Genomic DNA, 17,558 nt, shown 5'->3' with positions numbered 1-17,558 from the left:
GAGCGTGGGAACGATCGGTTCACTAGCCCTTAGAAATCCTTGCAGAGCCGCAGGGCGTCATAGATCGCAGCGTGGGTGTTGCGCTGCGCCACGCAGTCGCCGATGCGGAACAGCAAGTAGCCGTCGCCCGCCTCGCTCAGCGAAGGTTGTGGCTGGATCGCGAACAACGCTTCGACGTCGATCTGGCCCTTGTTGCGCGAACCCTCTTTGAGCGCGTAGTAGATTTCCTCATCCGGACGCACGCCGTTTTCCACCACCACCTGATCGACCACCCGCTCCTCTTTCGCGCCGGTGTATTCGTTCTCCAGCACCGCAACCAGTTTGTCGCCTTCGCGGTAGACCTTCTCGAGCATCATGTCGCCGGTCATGATCACTTCTTTCGGGTACATGCTGCGGTAGTAGGTCGGGAACGACGTACCGCCGATCGCCACGCCCGGCTTGATGTCGTCGGTGACGATCTCGACCTGGCTGCCCTTGTCGGCGAGGAAGTCGGCTACCGACATCCCGGTGAACTCGCAGATGGTGTCGTAGACCAGCACGTTCTTGCCCGGCGCGACCTTGCCGTCGAGCACGTCCCAACTGCTGACCACCAGCCCTTCGGCGGCACCCCAGTGTTCGTTTTGTTCCAGGTACGGATGCCCGCCGACCGCCAGCACCACCACGTCCGGACGCAAGTCCATGATGGTGTCGGCATCAGCCGCCGTGCCCAGACGCAGATCGACTTTCAGCCGCGCCAGTTCCAGCTGGAACCAGCGGGTGATGCCGGCGATCTGGTCGCGCTGCGGTGCTTTCGATGCGGTGGTGATTTGCCCACCGATGAATTCCTTTTTCTCGAACAGGGTCACGTCGTGGCCACGCTCGGCGGCAACGCGTGCCGCTTCCATGCCGGCAGGGCCGGCACCGACGATCACCACTTTGCGTTTCGGCCCGGTGGATTTCTCGATGATGTGCGGCACGCCCATGTATTCACGGGACGTCGCGGCGTTCTGGATGCACAGCACGTCCAGACCTTGGTACTGGCGGTCGATGCAATAGTTGGCGCCGACACACTGCTTGATCTGGTCGATCTGGCCCATCTTGATCTTGGCGATCAGGTGCGGGTCAGCGATGTGCGCACGGGTCATGCCGACCATGTCGACGTAACCGCCTTCAAGAATCCGCGTAGCCTGGTTCGGGTCCTTGATGTTCTGTGCGTGCAGCACCGGCACCTTGACCACTTCCTTGATCCCGGCGGCCAGATGCAGGAACGGCTCCGGTGGATAACTCATGTTCGGAATCACGTTGGCCAGGGTGTTGTGGGTGTCACAACCCGAGCCGACGACGCCGATGAAGTCGAGCATGCCGGTGTCGTCGTAATACTTGGCGATCTGCTTCATGTCCTCGTGGGACAAACCGTCCGGGTGGAACTCGTCACCGCACAGACGCATGCCGACGCAGAAGTCATCACCGACCTCGGCGCGCACGGCTTTCAGCACTTCCAGACCGAACTTCATCCGGCCTTCAAAGGTGCCGCCCCATTCGTCGGTACGCTTGTTGACGCGCGGACTCCAGAACTGGTCGATCATGTGCTGGTGCACCGCCGACAGTTCAACGCCGTCGAGGCCACCGGCCTTGGCCCGGCGCGCGGCCTGGGCGTAGTTGCCGATCACCCGCCAGATTTCTTCCGGCTCGATGGTTTTGCAGGTGGCGCGGTGCACCGGTTCACGGATGCCCGACGGCGACATCAGGGTCGGCCAGTTGAAGCCGTCCCAGCGCGAGCGCCGGCCCATGTGGGTAATCTGAATCATGATCTTGGCGCCGTGCTTGTGCATGGCGTCCGCCAGATTCTGGAAATGCGGAATGATCCGGTCGGTGGACAAGTTCACCGAGCTCCACCACTCCTGCGGGCTGTCGATGGCGACCACGGAGGAACCGCCACAGATCGCCAGGCCGATGCCGCCCTTGGCTTTCTCTTCGTAATACTTGACGTACCGGTCGGTGGTCATGCCACCGTCAGTCGCGTAGACCTCGGCGTGCGCAGTGCTGAGCACGCGGTTGCGGATGGTCAGTTTGCCGATCTGGATCGGCTGGAACATTGCTTCGAAAGCCATGGCGGGTTCCTCGACTTACAACGGCTTGACGGTGAACAGGCCGTCGTCGTGGCCTTCTTCAGAGCCACCGTAAACTTGCTCGGCAACCGTGCGAATCTTGCTGCCGCGCGCCTCAAGAATCTGATCCATGGCACCGGCAAACCAACCGGTGAACATGTAGTCGACTTTGCGCCCGACCTTGCCGTAGACGTAGACGAATGCCGAGTGTTCGAGCTTGACGCTGGCGGTGCCTTTGTCGAGGTCGATGTCCTGGATCCTGAACAGGCCCCAGCCGCGTTGCGACAGACGCTTCATGTAGTGCTCGAACACCGCGACGCCTTCCAGGCCGTGGCATTCAGCTTCTTTTTCGCACCAGTGCCAGGCGGATTTGTAGCCGGCCTTGTAGAGGATCTCGGCGTAGGCTTCAGCGCCCAGGACCTCTTCAATGCCCATGTGGTTGTTGACGAAAAAGTGGCGCGGTACGTAGAGCATCGGCAGGGCGTCGGAAGTCCAGACACCGGTCTCGCTGTCGACTTCGATTGGCAATTGCGGGGCGATCTTGGCCATGGAAACTTAACTCCAGAAAAATAGTGGATTCAGTGGTGACCGCTGCCCTCACCCCAGCCCTCTCCCACAGGAGAGGGGGCAGATCGGCGGCGGTCTTGAGTCAGCGTTACTCGCCCCAGACGTCTTTGAGGACGTTGACCCAGTTTTCGCCCATGATCTTGCGCACCACGCGCTCGGAATGGCCGCGCTTGAGCAGGGTTTCAGTGAGGTTCGGGAACTCGCCGACGGTGCGGATGCCCAGCGGGTTGATGATCTTGCCGAAGCTGGTCAGACGGCGGGCGTAGCCCTTGTCGTGGGTCAGGTATTCGAAGAAGTCCTGCCCGTGGCCCTGGGTGAAGTCGGTGCCGATGCCAATGGCGTCTTCGCCAACGATGTTCATGGTGTATTCGATCGCTTCGGCGTAGTCGTCGATGGTCGAATCGATGCCCTTGGCGAGGAACGGCGCAAACATGGTCACGCCGACAAAACCGCCATGGTCGGCGATGAACTTCAGTTCTGCATCGGACTTGTTGCGCGGGTGTTCTTTCAGACCCGACGGCAGGCAGTGGGAATAGCACACCGGTTTTTTCGATTCGAGGATGACCTCTTCGGACGTCTTCGAACCGACGTGGGACAGGTCGCACATGACGCCGACGCGGTTCATCTCAGCCACGATCTCGCGACCGAAGCCCGACAGGCCGCCGTCACGTTCGTAGCAACCGGTGCCCACCAGGTTCTGGGTGTTGTAGCACATCTGCACGATGCCGACGCCGAGCTGTTTGAACACCTCGACATAGCCGATCTGATCTTCAAAGGCGTGGGCATTCTGGAAGCCGAAGAGGATGCCGGTCTTGCCTTGTTCTTTGGCGCGACGGATGTCGGCGGTGGTACGCACCGGCATCACCAGATCGCTGTTTTCGCGGATCAGCTTCTGGCTGGCAGCGATGTTGTTCACGGTCGCCTGAAAGCCTTCCCACACCGACACAGTGCAGTTGGCTGCCGTCAGACCGCCCTTGCGCATGTCTTCGAACAGCTCGCGGTTCCATTTGGCAATGATCAGACCGTCGATAACGATGCTGTCGGCGTGTAATTCGGCTGGGCTCATCAGGCGTCCCCTTATTGGCGATTCATGCGCCGAATCGTCTGCCGGCGCTTTGGGGCCAGCATATGCCTCGGTGCCGGGGCGACCGGGTGCAAAAACGACAGGGGAATTGCCGAAAGCGTCAATCCGCGACAAAGGGTCGCCAGACGCTCCGATCAGCTACCTGTTCAAGCCCGCCAGCTTGAGCCAGAATCTGGCGCATCTTGGAAACACCACTGGATTAGAGCGGCGACAACAATGAAATCGATCTTCCTGGCTTTGGCTTTGATTGCGACCGGCGTACAAGCCGCCGAAGAATCCGACAACAACCCCTGCGACGCCGTCGAAAACGACGTCCAGACCCTGGAATGCTCGACCTACAGCCGCACCACCGCTGAAGACCTGCTCAAGGACAACTACGCCAGCCTGACCGAACGCATGCAGACCGCGTACGGCAAAAACGCCACGCAACTGGCGGATATCACCGCCAAGCTCAAGACCGCCCAGCAACAATGGCTGAAGACGCGGGATGCCGATTGCGCGGTGGAAGCGTTCCCGGCCACTGCTGGCAGCAAGGCGTTCACAATTGCGCAGAATGATTGCGTGGCGCGGATGAGTGATGAACGGTCGGAGTTTTTGGAGTCGATTGGGCAGGAATAGTCCTCAAAATTTGAAGGAAAATTGGCACTGCTTTCTGCAATTGCCTCGTGAATCTCTTCTTCTTACGGCACATGCCAACTTCGCCTACACCTATTGCGTGAAAGCCCCGATCTACGGGCGCTTCACGCAATATCCTGACAACTGTTCTTGATTGGCCACTTTAAAAATATAAGTAAATATTCGCGAATCTTATAAAAGACTTATATTCTTCCATGAACAGCATCCACTGGACACGAAAGGCCGTTAAGCAACTCTTGAAATTGCACTCTGTGCATCAGGTACAGGTTCGAGATGCCGTTACGGCGCTTGCCGACATGCCTGATGTGGGCAATGTCAAAGCACTGATTGGCCATGACTACGCCTACCGCCTGCGTGTCGGTAATTATCGAGTCATGTTCGACTGGGATGGCGCAATCAAAGTGGTCAGTATTCAAGAGGTCAAGAAACGCGATGAACGCACCTACTGACATCCAAATCATCAACGACGCCGAGGGCAAACCGGCCTTCGTGGTCATTCCCTATGCGCAATATGTCGCGCAGAAAATGCAGCCCGATCTGATTCCCCATGAAGTGGTCAGTCGGATGGTCGACGGAGCGACACCGATCCGTGCCTGGCGCGAATACCTAAACCTGACTCAGGAAGAAGTCGCCAAACGCATGGGCATTTCGCAACCGGCGTTTGCTCAACAGGAAACGGTGTCCAAGCCACGAAAAGCAACTCGCGAAAAGATTGCGGCGGCCTTTGGAATCAGCTCTGAGCAGCTTGAGCTCTAGCCGGTAACGGCGTGTTTGCCTGCTGCAAAAGCCAGACATTCACACCGCCACCCGATGCCAGCATCAGTCGTGAAATGGAGAACGAGGTTTCACATGATCGAGGATCAGACGTGGCGCCTCATATTCATACCCCAGGTCAGCGATGTCGCTCACGTCCCGAGCAGTCTGAGCAAACGGTTCGAGCACATCATCATAGTTATGTCCTTTCGGACCATTAACCAGCGGCGCGTAATGCGGCGCCCAACGTTCGTTGCTCTGGAGCATCAGTGACTGCCAGTCTGCCCACACCTTGTCGACAAAGCAGTGATGCAGGAAGAACACCGGATCATCTGGAGAGGTCATCGGCAACATATTGCCGCCCACCCAAAGGTGGACGCGATTATGCAGTTGTGAACCCGCAGTGGTTACCTGCGGATCACCGCGCTGGGTGATCCAGCCTTCCAGACGATTTCGGAAGCCGCGCACAGTTGGACCGGAATCATAAGGCGGGGTGTCGTAAAGACTTTCGCGCAAAGCCATTTGCAGATCTTCCGGGGTCGGCAATGAGTTTACGACCAGCCCGAACTGGCGCTTCAAACCAGGACCTGGCAAATCGTCATCCGGATAGGAGGGAACCGGCCATTGACCGTGTTTATAGGCAAACCGACCGGTTGCTACACGCCAGTCATCGCCTTCAACACCATTGCCGCCCATAAAATCCTCAGCCCACACTGGAGAGTTGTGCGGATCGGCTGCATCTTCGGTCCAGTTCCAGTACGGGATCGTGATGGAGGGGTTAATCGCCTGAAGGTCATTTTCGAACTTCAGCAAAAACGCGCGGTGCCAAGGCAGGAACGAAGGCCCACGGTGGGCACCATTGCGGTAGTTCGGATCGTTTGGTTCATGTGGCAGCACGGTGGGCTTCATGACCTGGTGATGCAGATGCACATACTCATCGTATTGGCCTGACTGTTTGAGCTGGAGGCAGGCATCGACGAAGTTGTCTTTTTCGATTGGGGTCAGCGAGCGAATGTTCTTGCGCTGCTTCATGTCTTCAATCCCTTGAGCGAGGTTAGGTGTAGAAAGGGCGACAATCGTCCCAATCCTCCGACAACCAAGCTAGGCGCCAGTCGGAAGGCCGTCTACTGTCAGAAATTACAGGTCAGCGACGATTTCTGACCAGCGGTATTGCACCGTTGGGGCGCCGACGCGAAGTGACTTGACCGCCCGACTGCGTCAACATGACCGCCATCCAATTCGCTCATAAGGTCACTCGCCCATGAACATCTGCGGCATCGAAATCAAAGGCAGCGAAGCAGTCATCGCCGTGGCCGCTCTCGACGGTTCGGCTTTGAGCCATGTCCCCCTTGCCACCAAGAAGATCGCCCTCGAAGACGATGACGAGGCGGCCAACGTGAAGCTGTTCGCGGCGCAGGTGGCGTCGTTTGTGCGCGAGAACTCGGTTGACCGGATTGCGATCAAGAAGCGCAGCAAGAAGGGTGAGTTTGCCGGTGGGCCGACGACGTTCAAGATTGAGGGGATTTTGCAGCTGCTGGATGGCTGTGAAGTGACGTTGTTGTCGCCGCAGACGATCAATGCGCAGGCGAAGAAGCATAATTTCGAGCTGCCGGGGACGCTGAACAAGTATCAGCATGAGGCTTACAAGGCAGCGTGTTCGGCGTTGATGAAGAAGTAAGATCAAAAGATCGCAGCCTGCGGCAGCTCCTACATTGGAATGTATTTCCATGTAGGAGCTGCCGCAGGCTGCGATCTTTTGATGTTAGGCCTGGGCGGTACGCCGGTCTTCGCGCGGGCAGCGCGCAAAGCGTGCCCGGTAGCTGCGGGTGAAGTACGACGGTGATTCAAACCCGCAGGCAATGCTGACTTCGAGCACGCTCATGTCGGTCTGGCGCAGCAGCTGCCGGGCCTTTTCCAGGCGCAGGCGCAGATAGAAATTGCTCGGCGTATCGTTCAAGTGCAGCCGAAACAAGCGCTCCAATTGCCGCCGCGTCACCTTGATCGAATCCGCCAGTTGCAGCGTGGTCAGCGGCGGTTCGCTGTGCTGCTCCATCTCGCCGATCACTTGCACCAGTTTCTTGTTGCTGATCCCGTAACGCGTGGCGACTTCCATGCGCTGGTGGTCTTTGCGCGGACGGATGCGCCCCAGTACAAACTGCTCGCTGACCTGAATCGCCAGCTGCGGGCCGTGGGCCTGGGCGATCAGATCGAGCATCAAATCAATCGAAGCGGTGCCGCCCGCCGAGGTGATGCGCCGACGGTCGATCTCGAACAGCTCTTGGGTCACGCTGAGCTGTGGATAAGATTCCTTGAACGCGTCGATGGCTTCCCAGTGCAGGGTCAGGCGATGGCCATCGAGCAGGCCCGCCTCGGCAAGGACAAAGCTGCCGGTGTCGATGGCGCCGAGTGTCACGCCGTCGTTATCCAGCCGCCGCAACCAGTGCTCCAGCGCTGGCGTGGCGAATTTCAGCGGTTCAAACCCAGCCACCACCAACAACGTCGCGCCTTTCTTCAACGGCTCCAGTGCCGCATCGGCATTGACCGACATGCCATTGCTCGCCAGCACCGCCCCGCCATCAGCGCTCAACACGTGCCAGCGATACAACTCGCCACGAAAGCGGTTGGCCACGCGCAGCGGTTCGATCGCGGAAATAAAGCCGATGGCGGAGAACCCCGGCATCAGCAAAAAGTAGAAATCCTGGGACATGGGCGCACTCGGTTGGCGGGTAGCGTGGGATGTTGATACGCCAGTTGTCTTCGGCATTCAAGACCGCAGGTCGCTACAGTGCAAATGCCAGTCGCCGCAGTGCGCTTTCATGGGCGTATAGCTGCGTAACTTTGCATCACCGGCACGACAGATGCCGGAACTCACAATAACGACCTGCCGAGGAACCCGACATGAAACGACTGATCAGCAGCTGTGTTCTTGCACTCAGCGGTACCGCTTTCTTGAGCGCCAGCGTCATGGCGGCCGAACCCGCCTCGTGCCAGAACGTGCGCATGGGCGTGGTCAACTGGACCGACGTGATCGCCACCAGTGCCATGACCCAGGTCCTGCTCGACGGCCTCGGCTACAACACCAAACAAACCAGCGCCTCCCAGCAAATCATCTTCGCCGGGATCCGCGATCAGCGCCTGGACCTGTTCCTCGGTTACTGGAACCCGCTGATGACCCAGACCATCACCCCTTTCGTCGACGCCAATCAGGTCAAAGTGCTTGAAGCGCCGAGCCTGAAAGACGCTCGCGCGACCCTCGCGGTGCCGACCTATCTGGCCGACAAGGGCCTGAAAACCTTCGCCGACATCGCCAAGTTCGAAAAAGAACTGGGCGGCAAGATCTACGGCATCGAGCCAGGCTCGGGCGCCAACACGCAGATCAAGGCAATGATCGCGAAGAACCAGTTTGGCCTCGGCAAGTTCCAGCTGGTCGAGTCCAGCGAAGCCGGGATGCTCGCCGCCGTCGATCGCGCCGTGCGCCGCAAAGAGGCCGTGGTGTTCTTCGGCTGGGCGCCGCACCCGATGAACGTCAACGTGCAGATGACCTATCTGACCGGCAGTGACGACGCTCTCGGCCCGAACGAAGGCATGGCCACCGTGTGGACCGTCACCTCGCCGAAATACGCCGAGCAGTGCCCGAACGTTGGCCGTCTGCTGACCAACCTGACGTTCACCGCCGAGGACGAGAGCCGGATGATGCAGCCGCTGCTCGACCACAAGGACGCTTTCGAATCGGCCAGGCAATGGCTCAAGGATCACCCCGAAGACAAGCAGCGCTGGCTCGAAGGTGTGACTACTTTCGATGGCAAACCGGCCGCTGAAAATTTCCAGCTGACCAGCAAATAACTCACCCCGAATCAACGCTTCGCAGCCCCGAAAAGGGCTGCGGACAGACCCATCACGCCTGAAGGAAACCGCACCATGAACCACGACGTCATCATCACCTGCGCACTCACCGGTGCTGGCGACACGACCGCCAAGAGCCCGCACGTGCCGGTCACCCCGAAACAGATCGCAGCGGCAGCCGTTGAAGCGGCCAAGGCCGGCGCCACCGTCGTGCACTGCCATGTGCGCGATCCGCAGACCGGCAAGTTCAGCCGCGACGTGGCGCTGTACCGCGAAGTGATGGAGCGCATCCGCGAGGCGGACGTCGACATCATCGTCAACCTCACCGCCGGCATGGGCGGCGACCTGGAGATCGGTGCTGGCGAGAACCCGATGGAGTTCGGCCCGAACACTGATCTGGTTGGCCCGCTGACCCGTCTCGCTCACGTTGAAGAGTTGCTGCCGGAAATCTGCACCCTCGACTGCGGCACGCTGAACTTCGGCGATGGCGACACCATTTACGTCTCCACCCCGGCGCAACTGCGTGCTGGCGCCAAGCGCATCACCGAGCTGGGCGTGAAGGCTGAGCTGGAGATTTTCGACACCGGGCATCTGTGGTTTGCCAAGCAGATGATCAAGGAAGGTTTGCTGGATAACCCGTTGTTCCAGCTGTGCCTGGGCATCCCGTGGGGCGCGCCGGCGGATACCACCACGATGAAAGCCATGGTCGATAACTTGCCAGCCGATGCGGTGTGGGCCGGGTTCGGGATTGGCCGGATGCAGATGCCGATGGCGGCGCAAGCGGTGTTGCTCGGCGGCAACGTGCGGGTCGGGCTGGAAGACAACCTGTGGCTGGACAAGGGTGTGCTGGCGACCAATGGCCAACTGGTTGAGCGCGCCACCGAGATTCTCAGTCGCCTCGGTGCCCGCGTGCTGACCCCGGCGGAAGGTCGCAAAAAAATGGGCCTGACCCAGCGCGGTTAACGAACTCACCTCAAAACCCTGTGGGAGCGAGCCTGCTCGCGAAGAGGCCGGTACATCCGAAGCATCTTCAGCAGCAGAGCCAGCGCATTCGCGAGCAGGCTCGCTCCCACAGTTGATCGCCGAACTATTCAGGAATGTCGCTATGAGCTTTATCACCGAAATCAAGACCTTCGCCGCGCTGGGCAGCGGTGTCATCGGCAGCGGCTGGGTCGCGCGCGCCCTCGCCCATGGCCTGGATGTGATCGCTTGGGATCCGGCCCCCGGCGCCGAAGCAGCACTGCGCAAACGTGTGGCCAATGCCTGGGGCGCGCTGGAGAAAAACGGTCTGGCGCCGGGTGCTTCGCAGGATCGTCTGCGCTTTGTCGCGACCATCGAAGAGTGCGTACGCGATGCCGATTTCATTCAGGAAAGCGCCCCGGAACGTCTGGAGCTGAAACTCGATCTGCACAGCAAGATCAGCGCCGCGGCCAAGCCGAATGCGTTGATTGGTTCAAGTACGTCCGGCCTGTTGCCGAGCGAGTTTTACGAGAGTTCGACAAACCCGGAACGCTGCGTGGTCGGCCACCCGTTCAACCCTGTCTATCTACTGCCGCTGGTGGAAGTGGTCGGTGGCAAGAACACCGCGCCGGAAGCTGTGCAAGCAGCGATGAAAGTCTACGAATCCCTCGGCATGCGCCCGTTGCATGTGCGCAAGGAAGTGCCTGGGTTCATCGCCGACCGCTTGCTCGAAGCGCTGTGGCGTGAAGCGCTGCATCTGGTCAACGACGGCGTGGCGACCACTGGCGAGATCGATGATGCGATTCGCTTTGGCGCTGGTTTGCGCTGGTCGTTCATGGGCACGTTCCTGACTTACACGCTGGCCGGCGGCGATGCGGGCATGCGTCACTTCATGTCGCAATTCGGCCCGGCGTTGCAGTTGCCGTGGACCTATCTGCCGGCGCCGGAGCTGACTGACAAGTTGATTGATGATGTGGTGGATGGCACCAGCGATCAGCTTGGTCGTCACAGTATTTCGGCGCTGGAGCGTTATCGTGATGATTGTTTGCTGGCGGTGCTGGAGGCGGTGAAGACTACCAAGGAGAAGCATGGGATGGCGTTCAGCGAGTGATGTTTCTGGAATGACATCGTGGCCCTCACCCTAGCCCTCTCCCAGAGGTAGAGGGGACCGACCGCGGTGTTTATGCGAGCCGCACCGACCTGATTTATCGAGCCGAACTCAAGTTTTGAAAGGCCCCCGATCTGCTCCCTTTCCCCCTCTCCCCCTTGGGGGCGGTCCGACGTTTCGGGAGGGCTGGGGTGAGGGGGTAGCTTTTGACCTTGCCTCTGATTTCAGAGCAAAGGTCGAAACCGCCACCCTCACCCCCCGCCCTCTCCCGGAGGGAGAGGGAGCTAAAAGCAATCCCTGCATCCTGCACACCTCCTGTAGGAGCTGCCGCAGGCTGCGATCTTTTCGACGCCACACACGACTTTTTTGAAAGCCCGCTTTACCGGAGCACCGCACCATGACGCTTGCAGTCCAGTTCACCAACGTTTCCCGGCAGTTCGGCGACGTAAAAGCCGTTGACCGGGTTTCCATCGATATCGAGGACGGCGAGTTCTTTTCCATGCTCGGCCCTTCCGGCTCGGGCAAAACCACCTGCCTGCGCCTGATCGCCGGGTTCGAACAACCGAGCGCCGGCTCGATCCGCATTCACGGTGCTGAAGCGGCCGGTTTGCCGCCGTATCAACGCGACGTCAACACGGTGTTTCAGGATTACGCGCTGTTCCCGCACATGAACGTCCTCGACAACGTCGCCTACGGGTTGAAGGTCAAAGGCGTCGGCAAAACCGAACGGCACAAACGCGCCGAAGAAGCCTTGGACATGGTCGCCCTCGGCGGTTACGGCGCGCGCAAACCGGTGCAGTTGTCCGGCGGTCAGCGCCAGCGTGTCGCCCTCGCCCGCGCCCTGGTCAATCGTCCGCGCGTGTTGTTGCTCGATGAGCCTCTGGGCGCGCTCGATTTGAAATTGCGCGAACAGATGCAAAGTGAATTGAAGAAACTGCAGCGCCAGCTCGGCATCACCTTCATCTTCGTCACTCACGATCAAACCGAAGCGCTGTCGATGTCCGATCGTGTCGCCGTGTTCAACAAGGGCCGCATCGAACAGGTCGACACGCCGCGCAATCTGTACATGAAACCGACCACTACATTCGTGGCTGAATTCGTCGGCACCTCGAACGTGATTCGCGGCGATCTGGCGCGTGAAATCAGCGGTCATCCGCAGCCATTTTCGATCCGCCCCGAACACGTGCGTTTCGCCGAAGGCCCACTGGCCAGTCACGAAATCGAAGTCAGCGGTCTGCTCCACGACATCCAGTACCAGGGCAGCGCCACGCGCTATGAATTGAAGCTGGAAAACGGCCAGACCCTGAGCATCAGCCACGCCAACAATCAGTGGATCGACAGCAGCGCGCAACACCAGACCGGTCAGCGCCTGAGTGCGCGTTGGGCGCGGGAAGCGATGATTCCGTTGCACGACACCGTGACGAGCGGGGTTTGATATGAGCACGCTCGCGATGACTGCATCGCCGCCGTTGCGCAGGTTTTCCAACCTGCTCTACCGCAAGCCGAACCTGTATTTGTCGATGCTGCTGGTGCCGCCGCTGCTGTGGTTCGGCGCAATCTATCTTGGCTCGCTGCTGGTGCTGTTGTGGCAGGGTTTCTACACATTTGACGACTTCACCATGGCGGTCACTCCTGACCTGACCCTGGCCAATTTCGCCGCGCTGTTTCAGCCGTCGAACTTCGACATCATCCTGCGCACGCTGAGCATGGCCATCGTTGTGTCGATCGCCAGCGCCATCGTCGCGTTCCCGATCGCCTACTACATGGCGCGCTACACCACGGGCAAAACCAAGGCGTTTTTCTACATCGCGGTGATGATGCCGATGTGGGCCAGTTACATCGTCAAGGCCTATGCGTGGACGTTGCTGTTGGCCAAGGGCGGCGTGGCGCAGTGGTTCGTGCAGCACCTGGGGCTGGAGCCGGTTTTGCAGTTCATTCTGGGCATTCCCGGGGTGGGCGGCAGCACCTTGTCGACCTCGCATCTGGGGCGGTTCATGGTGTTTGTCTACATCTGGCTGCCGTTCATGATTCTGCCGATTCAGGCGTCGCTGGAACGTCTGCCGCCGTCGCTGTTGCAGGCCTCCGCTGACTTGGGCGCGAAGCCGCGGCAGACCTTTATGCAGGTGATTTTGCCGCTGTCGATTCCGGGCATTGCCGCTGGTTCGATCTTCACGTTTTCGCTGACCCTGGGCGACTTCATCGTGCCGCAACTGGTCGGGCCGCCGGGGTACTTCGTCGGCAGCATGGTCTACGCGCAGCAAGGGGCGATCGGCAACATGCCGATGGCCGCGGCGTTCACGCTGGTGCCGATTGTGTTGATTGCGGTTTACCTGTCCATCGTCAAACGACTGGGGGCTTTCGATGCGCTCTGATTCTTCATCACAAGGGCATGCCTCTCCAGGCCTGAAAATCGCAGCGTGGGGCGGGTTGGTGTTTTTGCACTTCCCGATCCTGATCATCTTCCTGTACGCCTTCAACACCGAGGAAGCCGCGTTCAGTTTTCCGCCGAAGGGCTTCACGCTGCACTGGTTCAGCGTGGCGTTTTCCCGGCCGGATGTACTGGAATCGATCAAGCTTTCATTGCAGATAGCAGCCATCGCTACATTGATCGCGATGGTGCTCGGCACGCTGGCTTCGGCAGCGTTGTACCGCCGGGATTTCTTCGGCAAGCAGGGCATCTCGCTGATGCTGATCTTGCCGATTGCGTTGCCGGGGATCATCACCGGGATCGCGCTGCTGGCGACGTTCAAGACACTGGGCATCGAGCCGGGGATGTTCACCATCATCGTCGGCCACGCGACCTTCTGTGTGGTGATCGTCTACAACAACGTGATCGCCCGCCTGCGCCGCACTTCGCACAGCTTGATCGAGGCGTCGATGGATCTCGGCGCCGATGGCTGGCAGACGTTTCGTTACATCATCCTGCCGAACCTTGGCTCGGCATTGCTCGCTGGCGGCATGTTGGCGTTTGCGCTGTCGTTCGACGAAATCATCGTCACCACGTTCACCGCCGGGCATGAACGCACGTTGCCGTTGTGGCTGCTCAATCAACTGAGCCGACCACGGGATGTGCCGGTGACCAACGTCGTCGCGATGCTGGTGATGATGGTGACGATGCTGCCGATCCTCGGCGCGTATTACCTGACGCGCGGTGGCGAGAGCGTCGCTGGCAGCGGCGGTAAATAAATATCTAACAAACACCAAAAATCCCCTGTGGGAGCGAGCCTGCTCGCGAAGAGGCCGTCACATCCAACATCGATGTCGACTGATACACCGCTTTCGCGAGCAGGCTCGCTCCCACAGGGTTCTCGATTCGGCCAGAACAATAAAAGTGTTAGTGAGGACAAACCCATGCAAACCAAACTCTTGATCAACGGCCAACTGGTCAACGGCGAAGGCCCGGCGCAACCGGTGCTCAATCCTTCGCTTGGCGAAGTGCTGGTAGAAATCAACGAAGCCAGCGAAGCCCAGGTTGACGCTGCCGTACGCGCCGCCGATAACGCCTTCGCCGACTGGTCGCAAACCGCGCCGAAAGACCGTTCGCTGCTGTTGCTCAAACTTGCCGACGCCATCGAAGCCCACGGCGAAGAGCTGGCCAGACTGGAATCCGACAACTGCGGCAAACCTTACAGCGCCGCGCTCAACGACGAGATTCCGGCGATTGCCGACGTGTTCCGTTTCTTCGCCGGTGCCAGCCGTTGCATGAGCGGTTCGGCCGCTGGCGAATATCTGCCCGGCCACACCTCGATGATCCGCCGCGATCCGGTCGGCGTGATCGCCTCCATCGCGCCGTGGAATTACCCGCTGATGATGGTCGCCTGGAAAATTGCCCCGGCGCTGGCCGCCGGTAATACCGTGGTGCTCAAGCCGTCGGAACAAACCCCGCTGACCGCGTTGCGTCTGGCCGAACTGGCGTCGGAAATCTTCCCGGCCGGTGTACTCAATCTGGTGTTTGGTCGTGGGCCTACCGTTGGTAGTCCGTTGGTCACCCACCCGAAAGTGCGCATGGTCTCGCTGACCGGATCCATCGCTACGGGCGCCAATATCATTTCCAGCACCGCCGACAGCGTCAAACGCATGCACATGGAACTGGGCGGTAAAGCGCCGGTAATCATCTTCGATGACGCCGATATCGATGCGGCGGTGGAAGGCATTCGCACGTTTGGTTTCTACAACGCCGGGCAGGATTGCACGGCCGCCTGCCGGATCTATGCCCAGCAAGGCATCTACGACAAGTTCGTCGAGAAGCTCGGCGCGGCGGTCGGCAGCATCAAGTACGGCTTGCAGGATGATCCGTCGACTGAACTGGGTCCGTTGATCACGGCGCAACATCGCGACCGCGTTGCCGGGTTTGTCGAGCGTGCTGTGGCGCAGCCGCACATTCGTTTGATCACTGGTGGCAAAGCTGTTGATGGCAATGGTTTCTTCTTCGAGCCGACGGTGTTGGCCGATGCGCAGCAGGACGACGAAATCGTTCGTCGCGAAGTGTTTGGGCCAGTGGTTTCGGTGACCAAGTTCACCGATGAAGCGCAGGCGCTGGAATGGGCCAACGATTCGGACTACGGCCTCGCGTCCTCGGTGTGGACGGCGGATGTAGGACGCGCGCATCGCCTGTCGGCGCGCTTGCAGTACGGCTGCACGTGGGTGAATACGCACTTCATGCTTGTCAGCGAAATGCCTCATGGCGGTCAGAAATTGTCCGGGTACGGGAAGGACATGTCCATGTATGGGCTAGAGGACTACACCACGGTTCGCCATGTGATGTTCAAGCATTAACAGCGAAAAGATCGCAGCCTGCGGCAGCTCCTACATGATGGACGCCGCTCTTCTGTAGGAGCTGCCGCAGGCTGCGATCTTTTCCGCGACACACGGACGATGTCGGCGATTCACCACCAGGCTTCACCGAAACCAAAACAACAACTACCGACCCGGGCGGCGCCCACAAAGCCCCGCCACGGTCTCGGCCATCCGAAATCTGCCGATTTCACGGAGCAAGCACACATGAGTTCCTCATCCGATCTCGCCACAGCCGTTGCCGACAGCGATGCCGAACAACTGCGCAAACTGGGCTACACCTCGAACTTCAACCGCAGCATGAGCCTGTGGGAAAACTTCGCCTTGGGCTTCACTTATCTGTCACCGGTCGTAGGGGTTTATACCCTCTTCGGCCTGTGCCTCGCCGCTGGTGGCCCACCGATGTTCTGGGCTTACTTGCTGGTCGGTTGCGGCCAATTACTGGTGTGCCTGATCTTCGGCGAAGTGGTTTCGCAGTTCCCGATTTCCGGCGGAGTTTACCCTTGGGCACGTCGATTGGTCGGTAAGAAATGGGCATGGATGGTCGGCTGGATCTACTCCATCGCCCTTTGCGTGACCATCGCTGCCGTTGCGGTCGGTGCGGGCCCGTACCTGGCCGCCATGCTCGGCTTTGAGCCAAGCAACAACACCAACATCGTCATCGCGCTGGTGCTGACCCTGTTCGCCACACTGGTCAACCTCAGCGGCACCAAAGTACTGGCGCGCATCGCCATGTTCGGCTTCCTCTGCGAACTGGTTGGCGCAGTGATCGTCGGCGTTTACTTGCTGGTGTTCGAACGTCACCAACCACTCAGCGTGTTGTTCAACACCTTCGACATCAGCGTCGACGGCTCTTACCTGCCGGCGTTCCTCACCGCATCGCTGGCGGGGATGTTCCTCTACTACGGCTTCGAGGCCTGCGGCGATGTCGCCGAAGAAACCCCGAACCCCAGCGCAAAAATCCCGGTGGCCATGCGCATGACCATTTACATCGGCGGCATCGCGGCGATGTTCGCCTGCCTGGCGCTGATTCTTGCCGTGCCGGACATGCAAGCGGTGATCAACGGCACCGACAAAGACCCGGTCACTACCATCCTCAACAATGCCTTCGGCCCGGTCGGTTCGAAACTGGTGATGGGCGTGGTAATGATTTCCTTCATCTCCTGCGTCATCAGCCTACAAGCAGCGGCGAGCCGTCTGCTGTACTCCTACGCTCGCGATGAAATGGTCATCGGCAGCCGACTGCTGAAAAAGATTTCTCCTACAACCCAAGTACCGGTTGCCGCGCTGTTCGTGTCCGGCGTCCTGCCGGCCCTGATCATCGCCCTCGGTTTCTTCCTGCAAGACGCCGTGGCCACCATCGTCAGCTTCGCCGCCATCGGCATCTATCTCGCCTTCCAGATGATCGTGCTGGCCGCGCTGTACGCCCGCAGCAAAGGCTGGAAACCGAGCGGCAAATTCACCCTCGGCGCATGGGGCTGGCCGGTGAACATCGGCGCGCTGGTGTATGGAGTTGGCGCAATCATCAACATGGCCTGGCCACGTACGCCGGATGCGGCGTGGTATGTGAACTATGCGATGGTGTTGAGCACGGCGATCGTGATTGGCTTGGGCTTGATTTATATGTGGATTGGCAAGCCGTATGACCATGGCAAGGCGCCGGCTGGGGATGCTTGGAAGGTGAGTCGCTAAAAGCGTTTGATCCCGGCACCGACAAGGTGCCGGG

At 59.7% G+C, this 17,558-nt stretch carries 17 protein-coding genes; 12 read left to right on the top strand and 5 right to left on the bottom strand.

Going from position 1 to position 17,558, the window contains the following annotated elements; all coding sequences use genetic code 11:
* Positions 1-29: 29 nt before the first annotated feature.
* The 3 genes from dgcA to CQ009_RS09060 form a co-directional block, all read right to left on the bottom strand.
* Positions 30-2,090, bottom strand: coding sequence for a dimethylglycine demethylation protein DgcA (dgcA, locus tag CQ009_RS09070; protein ID WP_016983627.1), 2,061 nt, complete (start codon positions 2,088-2,090; stop codon positions 30-32).
* 15 nt (positions 2,091-2,105) lie between these two features.
* The gene (locus CQ009_RS09065; protein WP_064388149.1) at positions 2,106-2,636 is read right to left on the bottom strand and encodes a DUF5943 domain-containing protein; all 531 of its coding nucleotides are present in this window, start codon (positions 2,634-2,636) and stop codon (positions 2,106-2,108) included.
* Between the two features lie 106 nt (positions 2,637-2,742).
* Entirely contained in the window at positions 2,743-3,720 is a 978-nt protein-coding gene (locus tag CQ009_RS09060) for a dipeptidase (protein WP_007962626.1), read from the bottom strand.
* Between the two features lie 234 nt (positions 3,721-3,954).
* Here CQ009_RS09060 and CQ009_RS09055 point away from each other — a divergent pair, with 234 nt between their 5' ends.
* The 3 genes from CQ009_RS09055 to CQ009_RS09045 all read left to right on the top strand — a co-directional run bounded on the left by CQ009_RS09055 (position 3,955) and on the right by CQ009_RS09045 (position 5,130).
* Positions 3,955-4,356 (top strand): lysozyme inhibitor LprI family protein, encoded by a 402-nt coding sequence (locus tag CQ009_RS09055; RefSeq protein ID WP_105705767.1) that lies wholly within the window; start codon positions 3,955-3,957, stop codon positions 4,354-4,356.
* Positions 4,357-4,568: 212 nt separating this feature from the next.
* Positions 4,569-4,823, top strand: coding sequence for a type II toxin-antitoxin system RelE/ParE family toxin (locus tag CQ009_RS09050; RefSeq protein ID WP_064388148.1), 255 nt, complete (start codon positions 4,569-4,571; stop codon positions 4,821-4,823).
* The gene (locus tag CQ009_RS09045) at positions 4,807-5,130 is read left to right on the top strand and encodes a helix-turn-helix domain-containing protein (RefSeq protein WP_105705678.1); all 324 of its coding nucleotides are present in this window, start codon (positions 4,807-4,809) and stop codon (positions 5,128-5,130) included. The genes CQ009_RS09050 and CQ009_RS09045 overlap by 17 nt, the downstream gene beginning before the upstream one ends.
* A gap of 63 nt (positions 5,131-5,193) precedes the next feature.
* On the opposite strand, the gene CQ009_RS09040 is transcribed toward CQ009_RS09045, so the two are convergent.
* A complete protein-coding gene (locus tag CQ009_RS09040; protein WP_105705676.1) occupies positions 5,194-6,159 on the bottom strand; it encodes a tyrosinase family protein in 966 nt (321 codons plus the stop codon).
* A 229-nt stretch (positions 6,160-6,388) separates the two neighbouring features.
* On the opposite strand from CQ009_RS09040, the gene CQ009_RS09035 reads away from it, so the two are divergent.
* A complete protein-coding gene (locus CQ009_RS09035; protein WP_105705674.1) occupies positions 6,389-6,805 on the top strand; it encodes a DUF3010 family protein in 417 nt (138 codons plus the stop codon).
* Positions 6,806-6,889: 84 nt separating this feature from the next.
* Here CQ009_RS09035 and CQ009_RS09030 read toward each other — a convergent pair whose 3' ends face one another.
* Entirely contained in the window at positions 6,890-7,834 is a 945-nt protein-coding gene (locus CQ009_RS09030; RefSeq protein WP_064388144.1) for a GlxA family transcriptional regulator, read from the bottom strand.
* A gap of 191 nt (positions 7,835-8,025) precedes the next feature.
* Between CQ009_RS09030 and CQ009_RS09025 the strand changes: the two genes are divergently transcribed.
* From CQ009_RS09025 to CQ009_RS08990, 8 genes are all read left to right on the top strand, one after another.
* The gene (locus tag CQ009_RS09025; RefSeq protein ID WP_105705672.1) at positions 8,026-8,970 is read left to right on the top strand and encodes a choline ABC transporter substrate-binding protein; all 945 of its coding nucleotides are present in this window, start codon (positions 8,026-8,028) and stop codon (positions 8,968-8,970) included.
* A gap of 75 nt (positions 8,971-9,045) precedes the next feature.
* On the top strand, positions 9,046-9,933 hold the full coding sequence (locus CQ009_RS09020; RefSeq protein WP_016983621.1) for a 3-keto-5-aminohexanoate cleavage protein: 888 nt from the start codon (positions 9,046-9,048) through the stop codon (positions 9,931-9,933).
* A gap of 142 nt (positions 9,934-10,075) precedes the next feature.
* Complete coding sequence (locus CQ009_RS09015) at positions 10,076-11,041, top strand: L-carnitine dehydrogenase (protein ID WP_105705671.1); 966 nt, start codon at positions 10,076-10,078, stop codon at positions 11,039-11,041.
* A gap of 394 nt (positions 11,042-11,435) precedes the next feature.
* Complete coding sequence (locus CQ009_RS09010; RefSeq protein WP_105705670.1) at positions 11,436-12,473, top strand: ABC transporter ATP-binding protein; 1,038 nt, start codon at positions 11,436-11,438, stop codon at positions 12,471-12,473.
* Positions 12,474-12,489: 16 nt separating this feature from the next.
* Complete coding sequence (locus CQ009_RS09005; RefSeq protein WP_007908947.1) at positions 12,490-13,410, top strand: ABC transporter permease; 921 nt, start codon at positions 12,490-12,492, stop codon at positions 13,408-13,410.
* A complete protein-coding gene (locus CQ009_RS09000) occupies positions 13,400-14,224 on the top strand; it encodes an ABC transporter permease (protein WP_064393237.1) in 825 nt (274 codons plus the stop codon). Before CQ009_RS09005 ends, CQ009_RS09000 begins: the two co-directional genes overlap by 11 nt.
* Before the next feature lie 165 nt (positions 14,225-14,389).
* Positions 14,390-15,814, top strand: coding sequence for a gamma-aminobutyraldehyde dehydrogenase (locus CQ009_RS08995; RefSeq protein ID WP_105705669.1), 1,425 nt, complete (start codon positions 14,390-14,392; stop codon positions 15,812-15,814).
* A gap of 225 nt (positions 15,815-16,039) precedes the next feature.
* Entirely contained in the window at positions 16,040-17,524 is a 1,485-nt protein-coding gene (locus tag CQ009_RS08990) for an APC family permease (protein WP_105705667.1), read from the top strand.
* The last annotated feature ends 34 nt before the right edge of the window (positions 17,525-17,558 follow it).

Origin of the sequence: Pseudomonas sp. MYb2 (assembly GCF_002979955.1) — a bacterium.
GTDB lineage: Bacteria > Pseudomonadota > Gammaproteobacteria > Pseudomonadales > Pseudomonadaceae > Aquipseudomonas.
Note: the sequence above shows the minus strand (reverse complement) of the source record. Positions and strands in the feature narration are given on the sequence as shown.